Raw genomic sequence first — 17075 nt, 5'->3', positions numbered from 1 at the left:
ACATCATGTCGATGAGATCTGAATACTGCGGTCTGGTGACCGAACAGCTGCTGGGCCAAACTGTTTCGCTGTGCGGATGGGTGCAACGCCGCCGCGACCACGGCGGTGTCATTTTCATCGACCTGCGCGATCGCGAGGGCCTCGTCCAGGTGGTGTGCGACCCCGACCGCGCCGAGATGTTCAAGACCGCCGAAGGCGTGCGCAACGAGTTCTGCGTGCAAGTGAAGGGTCTCGTGCGCAACCGTCCGGAAGGCACGGTCAACGCAAACCTCACGAGCGGCAAGATCGAAGTGCTGTGCCACGAGCTCGTGGTGCTGAACGCGTCGGTCACGCCGCCGTTCCAGCTCGACGACGACAACCTCTCGGAAACCACGCGCCTCACGCATCGCGTGCTCGACCTGCGCCGTCCGCAGATGCAGCACAACCTGCGCCTGCGCTACCGCGTGACGATGGCCGTGCGCAAGTATCTCGACGCGCTCGGCTTCATCGATATCGAAACGCCGATGCTCACGAAGAGCACGCCCGAAGGCGCGCGCGACTACCTTGTGCCGTCGCGCGTGAACGCGGGCCAGTTCTTCGCGCTGCCGCAGTCGCCGCAGCTCTTCAAGCAGCTCCTGATGGTGGCGAACTTCGATCGCTACTACCAGATCGTCAAGTGCTTCCGCGACGAAGACCTGCGCGCAGACCGTCAGCCCGAATTCACGCAGATCGACTGCGAAACGTCGTTCCTCAGCGAGCAAGAAATCCGCGACCTGTTCGAAGACATGGCGCGTCACGTTTTCAAGGAAACGATGGACGTCGAGCTCGACGCGAAATTCCCGGTGATGAAGTACTCGGAAGCCATGAGCCGCTTCGGCTCGGACAAGCCGGACCTGCGCGTGAAGCTCGAGTTCACCGAGCTGACCGACGCCATGAAGGACGTCGACTTCAAGGTGTTCAGCACGCCGGCCAACAGCAAGGACGGTCGTGTTGCAGCGCTTCGCGTGCCGAAGGGCGCCGAGCTTTCGCGCGGCGACATCGACGGCTACACGGAATTCGTGCGCATCTACGGCGCGAAGGGTCTCGCGTGGATCAAGGTCAACGAAGTGGCGAAGGGCCGTGACGGTCTGCAAAGCCCGATCGTCAAGAACCTGCACGATGCCGCGATCGCCGCGATCCTCGAGCGCACCGGCGCGCAAGACGGCGACATCATCTTCTTCGCGGCAGATCGCGCGAAGGTCGTGAACGACAGCCTCGGCGCGCTGCGCCTGAAGATCGGCCACTCGGAATTCGGCAAGGCCAATGGTCTCGTCGAGAAGGGTTGGAAGCCGCTGTGGGTCATCGACTTCCCGATGTTCGAGTACGACGAGGAAGAAAACCGCTACGTGGCCGCGCACCACCCGTTCACGAGCCCGAAGGACGAGCACCTGGAATACCTCGAAACGGATCCGGGCCGCTGCCTCGCGAAGGCTTACGACATGGTGCTGAACGGCTGGGAAATCGGCGGCGGCTCGGTGCGTATCTATCAGGAAGAGGTGCAGAGCAAGGTGTTCCGCGCGCTCAAGATCAATGCGGAAGAAGCGCGTGCGAAGTTCGGCTTCCTGCTCGACGCCCTCCAGTACGGCGCGCCTCCGCACGGCGGCATCGCGTTCGGTCTCGACCGCATCGTCACGATGATGGCCGGCGCCGACTCGATCCGCGACGTGATCGCATTCCCGAAGACGCAACGCGCGCAGTGTCTGCTCACGCAGGCGCCGAGCGAAGTGGACGAGCGTCAGCTTCGCGAACTGCATATCCGTCTGCGTCAGCCCGAGCAGAAGACGGCGCAATAAGCGGCGTCACGTAACGCAACACAAAAAAGGCGCATCGTGCGCCTTTTTTGCTTTTTGCGTTAAATTCATTGCTCGAGCGCCGCGCGCTGTTCCACACATTGCTCCGCGTATTCCCAGGACGTACCGTCGCGCACCATCGCCATGCAGAAGCCGCTGAAGATTCCGCAATCCGTACTCGTCGTCATTCATACCCCACGGCTCGAAGTCCTGATCATCGAGCGTGCCGATCGATCGGGCTTCTGGCAGTCGGTGACCGGCTCGAAGGACAGTCTCGACGAGCCGTTCGTCGAGACGGCCGTGCGCGAGGTCGCCGAGGAAACGGGCATCGTGGTGGGCGCGCCGGGCGTGCCGCAGCACGCGCTGCGTGACTGGCGCCACGAGATCGAGTACGAAATCTATCCAGTCTGGCGGCACCGCTATGCGCCGGGCGTCACGCGCAACACCGAGCACTGGTTCAGCCTCGAAGTGCCCGAGGGCACGCTCGTCACGCTCGCGCCGCGCGAGCATGTCGCCTATCGATGGCTGCCTTATGAAGAGGCGGCCGCGCAGTGCTTCTCGTGGTCCAATCGCGACGCGATCCTGCAACTGCCCGGGCGTCTCGAGCAGCTTCGTGGGACGCACGCGTGAGCGATACACGCACCGAACCCGGCACCGAATCGGGCACGGACTCGCAGCGCGTCATGCGTCTGCGCGATGTGCTGCTGGGGCGGCGCTATCGTTCGCGCTACCGCTTCACGAGCGGCAACGACGTGCGTCTGTTCTGCTCGGGCGCCGAACTCTTCGGGGCGATGGTCGAACATATCGATGCCGCCACGCGCGACGTCGTTATCGAAACCTATATCTTCTGCGACGACGAGATTGGCCGGACGCTTTCCGCAGCGCTCGTTCGCGCGGCGCAGCGCGGCGTGCGCGTGCGCGTGATTACCGATGGCATCGGCACGCCTCATCTCGCGCTCTTCGAAACCTGGCTCGCTGCCGGCATCGAGCATCGCGTCTACAACCCGCATATCTTCGGGCGCTTCGGTTTTTCGCGCACGCATCGCAAGCTCGCCGTGATCGACGACCAGTACGCGTCGTGCGGCGGCATCAACGTGATCGACGACCTCAAGCAGGACGGCAAGACACTGCCGTATCCACGCTGGGATTTCGCCGTTGAATTGCACGGGCCCGTGGTGGTCGATGTGCGTCTTGCGTTCGAGCAGCAATGGCGGCGCATCCGCCTCGGCCATCAGCCGCCGCTGCCCGCAGGTATGCCGTTGCCCGGCGTTCCCGCGAGCGCGGGCTACCTGGCGCCGCGCCCGACGGGACACACGATTGCGACTGCGTCATCGGCACAGATCGTCGACGACGCGTTGCGCGCGCTTTCACCGGCCATGCGCGCGGGCCCTGCGGGGCGCCTGTTTGCGCGCTTGCGCGAGCGCCTGCGCGCGAGCGTGCGCGATCCGCGCGCGGCGCATGTGCGTTGTGTGGCTTTCGTCGCGCGCGACAACGTGGTGAACCGGCGTGCGATCGAGAAGGCCTATCTCGACGCCATCGGCGAGGCGCGCCACGAAGTGCTGCTCGCCAATCCGTACTTCATGCCAGGCCGACGACTGCGCCGTGCGCTCCTCGAAGCCGCGGAGCGCGGCGTCGCCGTCAAGCTTTTGATCGGACGAAAAGAGTTCGTGGTGCTCGACTACGGCGTGCCGTTCCTCTACCACCAACTGTTGAGCGCAGGCGTGCAGATCGCCGAGTACGAGAAGACCATGCTGCACGGCAAGGTCGCGGTGGTCGATTCGAGCTGGGCGACCGTGGGCTCCTCGAATCTCGATGCGCTCTCGCTCGTGCTCAACAACGAGGCCAACGTGCTGCTTGTGCGGCATCCGGAGATCGCGCAACTGCGCGACGCCATCCTCGGCGCCTTCGAGGAGTCCCCGCGGATCGACCAGGCGCGCTACGAGGCGCGGCCCTGGCATGTGCGCGCGCTGAATTGGCTGGCGTGGTCGTTCTATCGCGCAGCCATGAAACTCCTCACCGTGGGCGGCTACGACTAGCCGCTTTATCCCGCCTGCATGTACGCCTGCCACACGAATCGACAGGCTTGCAATCCAGAAATGTTCGCTTGTGCATGGCGCGCGATACCCGAAAATTAGAGTACCGGCTAGAAATCGGTTTCTAATAAAGTTCTTGTTTTCGCGAGCGGCTGTCTTCAATAATAGTACGGCCGTTCGATTTCATTTCGGCCCTGATGTGCTGGATTGCCCGGTTCGGACACCCACATCGCGGTCTCATCGTTACGGTAAATAAAGCTATGCGAAAAGGCGAACAGACACGAGCCGCCATTCTGGATGCAGCACTCGACCTCGCGAGCCGCGACGGACTGGAAGGTCTGACGATTGGCCTGCTTGCCGAGCGCATGCAGATGAGCAAGAGCGGCGTCTTCGCGCACTTCGGTTCGCGCGAGGACCTGCAGGTCGAGGTGGTGCGCGAGTACCACCACAGATTCGAGGAAGAAGTCTTCTTTCCGAGCCTGCGCGAGCCGCGAGGTTTGCCGCGCCTGCGTGCGATGCTCTCACGATGGATCGAGAAGCGTATCCACGAGGTCACGACCGGCTGCATCTACATCAGCGGCGCGGTCGAATACGACGACCGGGCGGGCAGTCAGGTGCGCGAGCAGTTGGTCGCGAGCGTGACGACGTGGCGGGCAGCGTTGATGCGGGCGATTTCGCAGGCGATTGAGGAGGGGCATCTGCGCAAGGACACCGATCCCGCGCTGATGTTGTTCGAACTGTATAGCGTGACACTCGGTCTGCATCATGACGGCCGCTTCCTGCACTTGCCGGATGCGGTCGAGCATACGTGGGCCGCGTTCGAAAAACTGATTGTTTCGTACCAGAGCGTAAGCCACTAGCGGCCGGGCGCGCGCGCGAGCGCGGCGGCGGCACATGACGGTATGCGAGAGGCCCGAAACTCCAGGTTCAACTAGGGAGAAGAGAGATGGGACAGTACACCGCGCCGCTGCGCGACATGCAATTCGTGCTGCACGAACTGCTGAACGTCGAAGGCGAAGTCAAGCAGATGCCGAAGCACGCGGACCTCGACGCCGACACCATCAACCAGGTGCTCGAAGAAGCCGGCAAGTTCTGCTCGGAGGTGCTGTTTCCGCTGAACCAGGTCGGCGACCGCGAGGGCTGCACCTACGCCGGTGACGGCGTCGTGACCACGCCGACGGGCTTCAAGGAAGCGTACGCGCAATACGTCGAGGCCGGCTGGCCGGCGCTCGGCTGCGATCCCGATTTCGGCGGCCAGGGCCTGCCCGCGTTCGTGAACAACGCGCTCTACGAAATGCTCAACTCGGCGAACCAGGCGTGGACCATGTATCCGGGTCTTTCGCATGGCGCCTACGAGTGCCTGCACGCGCACGGCACCCCCGAACTCCAGAAGACCTATCTACCGAAGATCGTCTCGGGCGAATGGACCGGCACGATGTGCCTGACCGAGCCGCATTGCGGCACCGATCTCGGCCTGCTGCGCACGAAGGCCGAGCCGAATGCGGATGGCTCGTACGCGCTGTCCGGCACGAAGATCTTCATCTCGGCCGGCGAGCACGACATGGCGGCCAACATCGTTCACCTCGTGCTAGCGCGTCTGCCGGACGCGCCGCCGGGAACCAAGGGCATTTCGCTGTTCGTCGTGCCGAAGTTCGTGCCGAACGAAGCGGGCGAGCCCGGCCAGCGCAACGGCATCAAGTGCGGCTCGATCGAGCACAAGATGGGCATTCACGGCAACTCGACCTGCGTGATGAATCTCGACGGCGCGAAGGGCTGGATGGTCGGAGAGCCGAACAAGGGCTTGAATGCCATGTTCGTGATGATGAACGCCGCGCGCCTTGGCGTCGGCATGCAGGGTCTCGGCCTCACGGAAATCGCGTACCAGAACTCGCTCGCGTATGCGAAGGAGCGTCTGCAGATGCGCGCGCTGACCGGCCCGAAGGCCCCTGAAAAGGCAGCGGACCCGATCATCGTGCATCCGGATGTGCGCCGCATGCTGCTCACGCAAAAGGCCTGGGCCGAGGGCGCGCGCGCGTTCACGTACTGGTCCGCGTTGCAGATCGACAAGGAGCTGTCTCATTCCGATGAAACCGGGCGCAAGGAAGCGGCCGATCTCGTCGCGCTGCTCACACCGATCATCAAGGCCTTCCTCACCGACAACGCATTCGAATCCACCAACCTCGGCATGCAGGTGTACGGCGGCCACGGTTTCATCTCCGAGTGGGGCATGGAGCAGTACGTGCGCGACGCGCGCATCAACCAGATCTACGAAGGCACCAACACCATTCAATCGCTCGACCTGCTCGGCCGCAAGGTGCTAGGCGACATGGGCGCGAAGCTCAAGAAGTTCGGCAAGCTCGTGACGGATTTCGTCGAGGCCGAAGGCATCAAGCCGGAGATGCAGGAGTTCGTGAATCCGCTCGCCGACATCGGCGACAAGATGCAAAAGCTCACGATGGAAATCGGCATGAAGGCGATGCAGAACCCCGACGAAGTGGGCGCGGCCGCCGTGCCGTACCTGCGCACGGCGGGCCACCTCGTGTTCGCGTACTTCTGGGCGCGCATGGCGCGCATCGCGCTCGACAAGGAAAGCTCGGGCGATCCTTTCTACAAATCGAAGCTGGCTACAGCGCGTTTCTATTTCGCGAAGTTGCTGCCCGAAACGGCTACGTCGATCCGCCAGGCTCGCGCCGGTTCGAAGACGCTGATGGAAGTCGACGAAGCGCTGTTCTAAAAGCCAACGGGTGCGCGCTTTTCAAAGGCGCGCGCCCCGTCAACACGATGTCCGGAGGCGGCGCCCGCTGTATCACTCGCTGCGGCGCGCTGCCCTCACACCTCAATCCGCTCGACATTGCATATCCGCTGGAGGAACAACGTGAGCAATCTCAATATTCGCAAGGTGGCCGTGCTCGGCGCCGGCGTGATGGGCGCGCAGATCGCCGCGCACCTGATCAACGCGCGCGTGCCTGTGCTGCTGTTCGATCTGCCCGCGAAGGAAGGCCCGAAGAACGCCATCGCGCTCAAGGCGATCGAAACGCTCAAGAAGCTCTCGCCCGCGCCGTTTGGCGTGAAGGACGACGCGCAATACATCACGCCCGCGAACTACGAAGACGACATCGCCAAGCTCGCGGAATGCGACGTGGTGATCGAGGCAATCGCTGAGCGCATGGACTGGAAGCACGACCTCTACAAGAAGGTCGCGCCGCACATCGGCCCGAACGCGATCTTCGCGACCAATACCTCGGGCCTGTCGATCACCGAACTCTCGCAAGGCTTCGACGAAGCGCTGCGCGCGCGTTTTTGCGGCGTGCACTTCTTCAATCCGCCGCGCTACATGCACCTCGTCGAGCTGATCCCGACGACGCATACCAAGCCCGAAATCCTCGACCAGCTCGAATCGTTCCTCACGAGCGTGGTGGGCAAGGGCGTGGTGCGCGCGAAGGACACGCCGAACTTCATCGCGAACCGCGTGGGCGTGTTCTCGATCCTCGCGGTGATCGCCGAGGCGAAGAAGTTCGGCCTGCGCTTCGACGAAGTCGACGACCTCACGGGCGCTCGCCTTGGCCGTGCGAAATCGGCAACGTTCCGGACTGCTGATGTTGTCGGTCTCGACACCATGCAGCACGTCATCAAGACGATGCAGGACAACCTCAAGGACGACCCGTTCTTTGCCGCATACGAAACGCCGGCGGTGCTCGCGGGCCTCGTGGCGAAGGGCGCGCTCGGTCAGAAGACCGGCAGCGGCTTCTATCGCAAGGAAGGCAAGGCGATCAAGGTGCTCGACGCCAACACGGGCGAGTACGTCGATGGCGGCGGCAAGGCCGACGAACTGGTGGGCCGAATCCTCAAGCGCCCGCCCGCCGAGCGTCTGAAGCTGCTGCGTGAAACGCAGCACCCGCAGGCGCAGTTCCTGTGGTCGATTTTCCGCGACGTGTTCCATTACATCGGCGTGCATCTCGCGTCGATCGCGGACAACGCGCGCGACGTCGATCTCGCGATCCGCTGGGGCTTTGGCTGGAACGAAGGCCCGTTCGAGGGCTGGCAGGCCGCGGGCTGGAAGCAGGTGGCCGAGTGGGTGAAGGAAGACATCGACGCAGGCAAGGCGCTCTCGAATGCGCCGCTGCCCGCTTGGGTGTTCGAAGGCCAGGTGGCCGCGAACGGCGGCGTGCATGGCGTCGAAGGTTCGTGGTCGGCGGCTGAGGCGCGCTTCGTGCCGCGCTCGAATTTGCCGGTGTACGAACGCCAGGTGTTCCGCGCGGCGCTGTCCGGTGAGACGAGTGCGCGCGATCCGAAGACCTTCGGCAAGACGCTGTTCGAGAACGAGCACCTGCGCGCGTGGGTCGACGACCGCGCTGGCGAGGACGATATCGTGATCGTCTCGTACAAGAGCAAGATGAACACGATGGGCCCGGGCTTGCTCGACTCGCTCGTGAAGGCGATCGACATCGCCGAAGACGGCTACAAGGGCGTCGTGATCTGGCAACCGACGTCGCTGAAGCTCGGGGCGCCGGGCGGCCCGTTCTCGGCGGGCGCTAACCTCGAAGAGGCCATGCCCGCGTTCATGATGGGCGGCGCAAAGGGCATCGAGCCGTTCGTGAAGAAGTTCCAGGACACCATGCTGCGCGTGAAGTACGCAAACGTGCCGGTGGTGGCTGCCGTGTCGGGCATCGCGCTCGGCGGTGGCTGCGAAATCATGCTGCACAGCGCGAAGCGCGTCGCGCACATCGAGAGCTATGTCGGCCTCGTGGAAGTGGGCGTGGGTCTCGTGCCCGCTGGCGGCGGTCTCAAGGAAGCGGCGCTGCGTGCGGCCGACGCCGCGCAAGCGGTTGGCGCGGCGCCGAGCGACCTGCTCAAGTTCCTGCAGAAGTCGTTCGAGAATGCGGCGATGGCCAAGGTCTCGGGCTCGGCGCTCGAAGCGCGCGCGATGGGTTATCTGAAGCCTTCGGACACCATTGTCTTCAACGTGTTCGAGCTGCTCGACACGGCGAAGAAGGAAGCGCGCGCACTGAGCGCCGCCGGCTACCGTCCGCCGCTGCGCGCGACGCAGATTCCGGTCGCGGGCCGCTCGGCGATCTCGACCATCAAGGCGTCGCTCGTGAACATGCGCGATGGCCGTTTCATCAGCGACCACGATTTCCTGATCGCGAGCCGCATCGCGGAAGCGGTGTGCGGTGGCGACGTCGAGGCGGGTAGCCTCGTCGACGAAGCCTGGCTGCTCACGCTCGAGCGCCGCGCTTTTGTCGACTTGCTCGGCACGCAGAAGACGCAGGAACGCATCATGGGCATGCTGCAAACCGGCAAGCCGGTGCGCAACTAAAGCGGCACGACGTACGCATATAACGGACTGGAGTAAGAGATGAGCAAACAGTTGCAGGACGCCTACATCGTCGCCGCGAGCCGCACGCCCATCGGCAAGGCGCCGCGCGGCGCGTTCAGGAACACCCGCCCCGACGAGCTGCTGGTGCATGCGATCAAGTCGGCGGTTGCGCAGGTGCCGGGGCTCGACACGAAGGTGATCGAAGACGCCATCATCGGCTGCGCGATTCCCGAGGCGGAGCAGGGCCTGAACGTGGCGCGCATCGGCGCGCTGCTCGCGGGGCTGCCGCAGAGCGTGGGCGGCGTGACCGTCAACCGCTTCTGCGCGTCGGGCCTCACGGCGCTCGCGATGGCGGCGGACCGCATCCGCGTGGGCGAAGCCGACGCGATGATCGCGGGCGGCTGCGAATCGATGAGCATGGTGCCGATGATGGGCAACAAGCCGTCGCTCTCGCCGCACATCTTCGATCGCAATGAAGACATCGGCATTGCTTACGGCATGGGCCTGACCGCCGAGAAGGTCGCGGAGCGCTGGAAGGTGAGCCGCGAGGCGCAGGACGCGTTCTCGGTGGAGTCGCACCGCCGCGCGCTGGCCGCGCAACAGGCGGGCGAGTTCAAGGACGAGATCGCGCCGTACACGGTGCTCGAGCGCTTCCCGGATCTCGCCACGGGTGAAGTGAGGGTGAAGGAGCGCTTGATCGAGCTCGACGAAGGCCCGCGCGCGGAGACCTCGCTCGAAGGTCTCGCGAAGCTGCGCCCGGTGTTCGCGAACAAGGGCTCGGTCACGGCGGGCAACAGCTCGCAGACTTCGGATGGCGCGGGCGCGCTGATCGTCGTCTCCGAGAAGATGCTCAAGCAGTTCAACCTCACGCCGCTCGCGCGCTTCGTGAGCTTCGCGGTGCGCGGCGTGCCGCCCGAGATCATGGGCATCGGCCCGAAGGAAGCGATTCCGGCGGCGCTGAAGGCAGCAGGGCTCAAGCAGGACGATCTCGACTGGATCGAACTCAACGAGGCGTTTGCCGCGCAGTCGCTGGCGGTGATTCAGGACCTCGGCCTCGACCCGTCGAAGATCAACCCGCTCGGCGGCGCGATTGCGCTGGGCCACCCGCTCGGCGCGACGGGCGCGATCCGCGCTTCGACGGTCGTGCACGGGCTGCGCCGCCGCAACTACAAGTACGGCATGGTGACAATGTGCGTCGGCACCGGCATGGGCGCGGCGGGCATCATCGAGCGGCTGTAAGCGCTTCGCGCCTTTGGCATAGGGGCGCTATCGACACGGTTCGCGGGCTGCACGGCCCGCGGGCCGTTTTTCGTATCGGGTTCGCAAGGACGTCGAGCCCGGCATGAGACAGCTTTGCATGGGACCAGAGTAAGGCGCTAAAGCGCCAACTCTGGTCGACAGGAGACAACTACATGAGCAACGAAATCCTGATCGCACGCGAGAGCGGCGTGCTGACGATCACCATCAACCGGCCCGAGCGCAAGAACGCGCTCACGCCCGCGATGTACCAGGCGATGGCCGATGAACTGGCTGCGGCGCAGGAAGACGCCGCCGTGCGCGCCGTGCTGGTGCGCGGTCACGCCGAAATTTTCACGGCGGGCAACGATATCGAGGACTTCCTGAAGTCGCCACCCACCCTCACGGATTCGCCCGTGGGCAACTTCCTGAAAGCTATCGCAGCGTTCGAGAAGCCGCTCGTGGCGGCCGTGGCGGGGGCGGCCATCGGCGTGGGCACGACGCTGCTGCTGCATTGCGACCTGGTCTATGCCGCCGATACCGCGCGCTTCGCCATGCCGTTCGCGCAACTCGGGCTGTGTCCCGAGGCGGCTTCGTCGCTATTGCTGCCGCGCGTGGCCGGCTATCAGGGTGCGGCGGAAAAGCTGCTGCTGGGCGATGCCTTCGATGCGGCTGAGGCGCACCGCATGGGCTTCGTGAATCGCGTGCTGCCCGCCGCCGAGCTCGACGCATTCGTGGCCGCGCAACTGGCGAAGCTCGTCGCGCTGCCCGCTTCGTCGCTGCGCGTGACCAAGGCGCTCATGAAGCGCGCGAGCGCGCACGAAGTCGCGAAGCAGATGGAGGAGGAGGGCGGGCATTTCCGCACGATGCTGGTCGCGCCCGAAGCGCGCGAGGCGTTCACGGCCTTTCTGCAAAAGCGCAAGCCGGATTTCCGGCAGTTCGATTGAGCGATTGAACGACTGACGCCGCGTGCTTCGGCAGGCGCCGTTCCAGCGGTGAATCAACTCAATTAGCGCCGGGCACGGCATTCGACGCCGTGTCGTAATCGACATAGCCGGACTCGCGGCAGAAGCTCACGAGCCGCAGTCCGGCGCGTTTCGCGATCGCGATGGCGAGCGTCGACGGCGCCGAAATGGTCGCCACCATCGGAATGCCCACGCGCGCGGCCTTGCGCACCAGCTCGTAGCTTGCACGACTGGAGAGGAACACGAAGCCTTGCTGCGTGTCGGCGCGCTCGATCACCAGTTGGCCGATGAGCTTGTCGAGCGCATTGTGGCGGCCCACGTCTTCAAACGCGCGCAGGATCGCACCGTTCGCGTCGCACCACGCGGCCGCGTGCAAGCCGCCCGTGAGCTTCGTGAGCGCCTGATGCTGCGGCAGCTCGCGGGCGGCGCGCGCGATGGCATCCGGCGCGAGGCGCGTAAGAAAGCCCGTGTCGGGCACGATTTCGGGCTCGAGGTCGAGCAAATCGATGCTCTCGATGCCGCACACGCCGCAGCCGGTGCGCCCGGCGAGGGCCCGGCGCTTTTCCTTCAACTCGACGAACGCTTGCTGCACGACCGTGAGATGGACCTCGGCGTGCGGCAGATCGTCCGAGTCCGGCTTGGCGTACCAGAAGACTTCGATGTCCTGGATATCGGCGTTGCGCGCGACGATGCCTTCCGAGATGGCGAAGCCCACCGCGAACGCTTCGAGATCGCGCGGCGTGCACATCATGACCGCGTGCGAGATGCCGTTGAAGACGAGTGCGACGGGCCATTCCTGGCCCACCTGATCGGTGAGCGTTTCCACTGTGCCGCCGCGATGACGGTGCACGCGCAGTTCAACGGCGCCGGGCTGGCCTTCGGTTGCCAGCGGGTTTGACGCGGCGTTGGGGGCGTCGTCGGGCGCGCCGGGCAAATAAGGGTTCGGGCGGGAATTCAAGCGGGGTGCTCCATCAAATCCTGGGGCGTCGTCTTGCATGCTGGCGGGCCGCATGGGGATGCTCTTGACGCGGAAGGTTCTAAAATACCTCAAGCGGGCGCCTTTCGCTGTCGTCCGGTTTTTCGTCCAGCTTGTCGTCCAGCCTTTGCCCGGACGGGCCCGCATCGCGAGGAATAACGCCATGGCATTGACCGAAGCTCCGCTGCTGTTCCATTACGAGGTCGAATCGTCGGAAGATCTCACCTTCATCCCCATGTGCGTGCGCTTCAATCTGGACCGCTTCGGGCTGCGCATCTCGCTTGCGCAGTGGCAACTGCTGCCCTACGAAGACCGCCGCCTGCTCGCGCGTTTTCCCGTCGACGAGGACACCGAGATCGAGCCCAATTTCGATCACGCGCTCTTCGAGATGTTGCGCACGCATGCCAATGTCGAGCCCGAATGGTTCGCTCCCGAGGAAGCGCCTGCCTGGCGGGACACCCAGGCCGTGCCGGGCGGCATCGCGAATCAAGCGGCGCTCGCGAACCTGCGCGCGCTGGCCGTCGAGGACTGGGCCCGGCTCGATCCATTCCAGCGCTACGTGCTGACCAAGCTCGCGCGCAAGCCCGAGGCGAATCACGACTTCGTGCCGGCGATGAGGGAGTTCGGGCTGGCCGGGCCGACCGGTTCAGGGCAGGCGGCGCCGTGAGCCGTCACTTGAGCCGCGCGTCCGGCCCTCACGCGTTTTCCTAAAGGTCTTGCCGTTTTTTGCCGTTATCCGGTATGGCGCATTCGCGCGGGTGCACCTGTGCGCCGGCCTGTTGCCCAGATCGTAAGCAGTCTTTCCGTGCCCGCAGCACGGGGGCGAACGGCGTTCGGCATTCATGAATCTTCATTACTCGAAGCGGCACCTCATCAACCTGCTGGTCGTTGCCGCCGCAGTGGGCGCGAACGCGTTCGTGGCGTGGGCGCAGATCGGCGCGCAGCGCGAAATCGACGAGCGGGCCGTGCAGGCCGCGCGCGTACGGCAGGATCTGGATCGTTTTCGCACTGTGCTGGGCAGCGGGCTCGCCGCGCTTGGCCGCATCGAGGCTGGCGGCGCAACGGAGTCGCCCGGCGAGCGCGAGGTTCGCGCCGCCGAGCTTCACCATACGGCTCAGGTCTTGCGCGCCGAGCTGGCCAGCGATCCCGCACAAGCGCGTCGTTTCGACGATGCCGCGGCGCAAGCCACGTGGCTCGCCCGCGAGATCGACGAGACGCTCTCACGCGCCCAGGCGCGGCTCGCCGATGTCCGCGTGCAAGGCAGCGCGGCGCAGGCCATGGCGGCTCCTGCTGCGCAACCGGATGCCACCGATGCCGCGCTGGCGAACGTCACCTCGTGGGTCGCGAGCGAATACATCCGTCTCGATGCGCACGCCGACCGCGTCGACGTCACGCTCTCGGCCTTGCAGGGCGAGCAGGATCGCGCGCTCGCCGGAGCGTTTGCAGAATCGTCGAGTATGGGCCGCCGCGCCTCGATCCTGCTGATCGTGACGATGCTCTCGGGCGCCGCGTTGCTGATCTATACCTTCGGCGCGCGCGAGAACGCCGCGCGCGAAAAGCTGCGCGCGCTCGCCGGCACACGGGCGCGCAACCAACGCTTCCAGGGCCTGTTCGACGCCCATCCGGTGCCGATGTACGTGTTCGACCGCGCAACGCTGCGTTTTCTCGCGGTCAACGCGGCGGCGATCCAGCAGTACGGCTATAGCGAGGAAGAATTCCTCGCGATGACGATCCGCGATATCCGCCCGGCCGACGACGTGGCGCGGCTCGAACAGCATCTCACGCGCTCGGACACGCTCACGCCGAACGTACGCACGATGGCGGGCATTTGGCGCCATGTGCGCCGCGACGGCTCGCTGATCAGCGCCGATATTTCGCATCATTCGCTGGTTTTCGAAGGCCGCGCGGCCGTGTTCGTGCTCGCCGACGACGTGACCGAGCAGATCAAGGCCGAGGTCGAGGCGCAGCGTTCCAACCAGATGCTCGAGACGGTGATCGACAACATCCCGCAGCGCATCTTCTGGAAGGACGCGCGATCGCGCTATCTGGGCTGCAACATGGCCTTCGCGCGCGATGCGGGTCTGGCTTACCCCGAGCAGATCGTCGGCAAGACCGACGAGGAGCTGCCGTGGCACGCCTACGTGAGCACCTTGCACGCACAGGACCGCGAAGTGATCGAGTCGGGATTGCCGCGCGTCAATTTCGAGGAAGAGCTGACGATCGGCAACCTGCACCGCACCATACTCGCGAGCAAGCTGCCGCTGCTCGACGGCGCCGGCCGCGTGATGGGCGTGCTCGGCAGCTACTCGGATACCACTGAGAGCAAGCGCGCCGATCTCGCGCTGCGCCTGCAAAGCCGCGCGCTCGACGCCTGCGTGAACGCCATTCTGATCACCGCGCCGGGGCCGGGCGGCAGCAACCTGATTGAATATGCGAACCCGGCGTTCCGCCGCATCACCGGCTACGATCCCGCCGAGGTGATCGGTCAGGACTGCCGCTTCCTGCAGCGCGACGACCGCGACCAGGAAGGGCTCATCGCCATGCGCCAGGCGTTGATCTCGAACCGCGAGGTGAACACCGTGCTGCGCAACTACCGCAAGGACGGCGCGCTCTTCTGGAACCAGTTGCTGATCGCGCCGGTGCCCGACCTCGACGGGCGCATCACGCATCACATTGGCATCATCAACGACGTGACCGAGCTGATCCGCTATCAGGAGCAGCTCGAATACCAGGCGAATTACGACAGCCTCACGCAACTGCCCAACCGCAACCTGCTGCGCGACCGCCTCCAGCAGGCGCTCGTTTCGGCGCAGCGCTACCAGCGCGGCGTGGCGGTGGTGTTCATCGACCTCGATGGCTTTAAGAACGTCAACGACAGTCTCGGCCACAGCGTGGGCGACCGTCTGCTGGGCGTGGTGGCCGAGCGACTCACGCGCTGCACGCGCTCGAGCGACACGGTCGCGCGCCACGGCGGCGACGAGTTCGTGATCGTGTTGACCGAGACCATCGACGAAAAAGTGCTGATCGGCTGGATGGAGCGCGCGCGCTCGATGATTTCGGAGCCCGTATGGATCGATGGCACCGAGCTATATGTCGGGTGCAGCATGGGCGCGAGCGTGTACCCGCAAGACGGCAACGACGCCGAGGCGCTGCTCAAGAAGGCCGACGTCGCGATGTACCGCGCGAAGGAGCTGGGCCGCAACACGTTCCAGTTCTATCAGCCCGAGATGAATGCGAGCGCGGGCGCGCGTATGAACCTCGAGCGACGCTTGCGCCGCGCGCTGCGTGACGGCGAGTTCCTGCTGCACTACCAGCCGCAGGTGGAGATCGAAGGTGGGCGCATCGTGGGCATGGAGGCGCTGGTGCGTTGGCGCGATCCCGAGGCGGGGCTCGTGCCGCCCGCGCAGTTCATTCCCATTGCCGAGGAAAGCGGCCTGATCGGTCCGCTTTCCGACTGGGTGCTGCGCGAGGCTTGTCGCCAGAACCGCGCATGGCAGGACGCGGGGCTGCCGCCCGTGCGCGTCTCCGTGAATTTTTCGGCGAAGACGTTCCATCAGCGCGACATCACGGAACTGGTGACGGGCGTGCTTCAAGAAACGGGGCTCGACCCGTGCTGGCTCGAAATCGAACTCACCGAAAGCACGCTGATGCGCAATACGGAGGAAGCCGTGTCGATGCTCAACGCGCTGCACGACGCGGGCGTGGGCATTGCCATCGACGACTTCGGCACGGGCTATTCGAGTCTGAGCTATCTGAAGCGGCTGCCGGTGGACCGGCTCAAGATCGACCGCTCGTTCGTGGCGGACATCGGCAGCAGCAGCGACGACGAGACCATCACGGCCGCCATCATCGCGCTCGCGCACGAGTTGCGGCTCCAGGTGATCGCGGAAGGCGTGGAGACGTCGCAACAGTTCGCGTTCCTGCGCGAGCGCGCGTGCGACGAATTGCAGGGGTATTTCTTCGCGCCGCCGATGCCGGGGGAAGAGGCCGCGGCGCTGTTGAGCGCGAGCACGGCGTACGAGGAGGGCGCGGGCCTCGCGTGGCCCGCTTGAGGCTCGCGTTCGCTCACGGCGCGCAGCCCTGTGAAGCGCGCCTGGTCATGTGAGCGTCCAGAGGGCTTATGCGACCTCGGGCAGCGGGCGCGGGCGGCGGTCGTTGCCGGTGGCCACGTAGGTGAGCGTCGCTTCGGTCACCTTCACGACTTCGTCGGCCAGACGCATGCGCTGCGCGTAGACCTCGACCTCGACCGTCACCGAGGTCTTGCCGGTCTTGACGATATCGGCATAAAAGCTCAGCAGGTCGCCGACGAACACCGGCTGCTTGAACAAGAACGAGTTCACCGCGACGGTCGCGACGCGGCCGTTGGCGCGGCGGCTCGCCGGGATCGAGCCGGCGATGTCGACCTGCGACATGATCCAGCCGCCGAACACGTCGCCGTGGACGTTGGCGTCGGAGGGCTGCGGCATGACGCGCAGCGCGGGCGACTTCTGGGGGAGCGGGGGGGAGTCGGTCATCGGGTGTCCATGAAAAGGGCTGAAATAGCGGGACTGGAACAACGGGGCCGCGCCCGGCGGCCGTCAGCGGCGCGAGCGGCCTTCTGCGACAATACGGTGTCAGGAATTGTACGGGAAAGCAGCAGGCGCGGCGGTGCGGCCGGAACGGCGCCCAGTCTCGCGCCGGCACCCGTCTTCCACTCCGCTAACAACACGCCGTGCTTCCCGCGCGCGCCCTCGACTCGTC

Annotated in this window: 12 protein-coding genes; 10 read left to right on the top strand and 2 right to left on the bottom strand. The window is 65.2% G+C overall.

Features of this window, described 5'->3' with window-relative positions:
* The first annotated feature begins 5 nt into the window (after positions 1-5).
* The 8 genes from aspS to HV773_RS32050 all read left to right on the top strand — a co-directional run bounded on the left by aspS (position 6) and on the right by HV773_RS32050 (position 11341).
* Positions 6-1811 (top strand): aspartate--tRNA ligase, encoded by a 1806-nt coding sequence (gene aspS / locus HV773_RS32085; RefSeq protein ID WP_129562826.1) that lies wholly within the window; start codon positions 6-8, stop codon positions 1809-1811.
* Positions 1812-1952: 141 nt separating this feature from the next.
* Positions 1953-2438: a dihydroneopterin triphosphate diphosphatase gene (gene nudB / locus HV773_RS32080; RefSeq protein ID WP_129562825.1), complete on the top strand. Its 486-nt coding sequence runs from the start codon at positions 1953-1955 to the stop codon at positions 2436-2438.
* Between the two features lie 53 nt (positions 2439-2491).
* Positions 2492-3844: a cardiolipin synthase ClsB gene (gene clsB, locus HV773_RS32075; protein ID WP_129563400.1), complete on the top strand. Its 1353-nt coding sequence runs from the start codon at positions 2492-2494 to the stop codon at positions 3842-3844.
* Between the two features lie 257 nt (positions 3845-4101).
* The gene (locus tag HV773_RS32070) at positions 4102-4701 is read left to right on the top strand and encodes a TetR/AcrR family transcriptional regulator (protein WP_129562824.1); all 600 of its coding nucleotides are present in this window, start codon (positions 4102-4104) and stop codon (positions 4699-4701) included.
* An 86-nt stretch (positions 4702-4787) separates the two neighbouring features.
* Positions 4788-6575, top strand: a complete 1788-nt coding sequence (locus HV773_RS32065; RefSeq protein WP_129562823.1) for an acyl-CoA dehydrogenase C-terminal domain-containing protein — start codon at positions 4788-4790, stop codon at positions 6573-6575.
* 141 nt (positions 6576-6716) lie between these two features.
* Positions 6717-9158, top strand: a complete 2442-nt coding sequence (locus HV773_RS32060) for a 3-hydroxyacyl-CoA dehydrogenase/enoyl-CoA hydratase family protein (protein ID WP_129562822.1) — start codon at positions 6717-6719, stop codon at positions 9156-9158.
* A 39-nt stretch (positions 9159-9197) separates the two neighbouring features.
* Positions 9198-10397 (top strand): acetyl-CoA C-acyltransferase, encoded by a 1200-nt coding sequence (locus HV773_RS32055; protein ID WP_129562821.1) that lies wholly within the window; start codon positions 9198-9200, stop codon positions 10395-10397.
* A 173-nt stretch (positions 10398-10570) separates the two neighbouring features.
* Entirely contained in the window at positions 10571-11341 is a 771-nt protein-coding gene (locus HV773_RS32050; RefSeq protein WP_129562820.1) for an enoyl-CoA hydratase, read from the top strand.
* A 58-nt stretch (positions 11342-11399) separates the two neighbouring features.
* On the opposite strand, the gene fdhD is transcribed toward HV773_RS32050, so the two are convergent.
* Positions 11400-12293: a formate dehydrogenase accessory sulfurtransferase FdhD gene (gene fdhD, locus HV773_RS32045; protein ID WP_377730516.1), complete on the bottom strand. Its 894-nt coding sequence runs from the start codon at positions 12291-12293 to the stop codon at positions 11400-11402.
* Between the two features lie 205 nt (positions 12294-12498).
* Between fdhD and HV773_RS32040 the strand changes: the two genes are divergently transcribed.
* Together HV773_RS32040 and HV773_RS32035 are read left to right on the top strand one after the other, a co-directional pair.
* On the top strand, positions 12499-13002 hold the full coding sequence (locus tag HV773_RS32040) for a nitrate reductase associated protein (protein ID WP_175197923.1): 504 nt from the start codon (positions 12499-12501) through the stop codon (positions 13000-13002).
* Positions 13003-13177: 175 nt separating this feature from the next.
* Positions 13178-16387 (top strand): sensor domain-containing protein, encoded by a 3210-nt coding sequence (locus tag HV773_RS32035; protein ID WP_129562818.1) that lies wholly within the window; start codon positions 13178-13180, stop codon positions 16385-16387.
* Positions 16388-16453: 66 nt separating this feature from the next.
* Here the strand turns inward: HV773_RS32035 and HV773_RS32030 are convergent, their stop codons facing one another.
* Complete coding sequence (locus HV773_RS32030) at positions 16454-16849, bottom strand: acyl-CoA thioesterase (protein WP_129562817.1); 396 nt, start codon at positions 16847-16849, stop codon at positions 16454-16456.
* Between the last annotated feature and the right edge of the window lie 226 nt (positions 16850-17075).

The organism is Paraburkholderia caffeinitolerans, assembly GCF_902859945.1.
In the GTDB taxonomy this organism is placed as follows: domain Bacteria; phylum Pseudomonadota; class Gammaproteobacteria; order Burkholderiales; family Burkholderiaceae; genus Paraburkholderia; species Paraburkholderia caffeinitolerans.
Note: the sequence above shows the minus strand (reverse complement) of the source record. Positions and strands in the feature narration are given on the sequence as shown.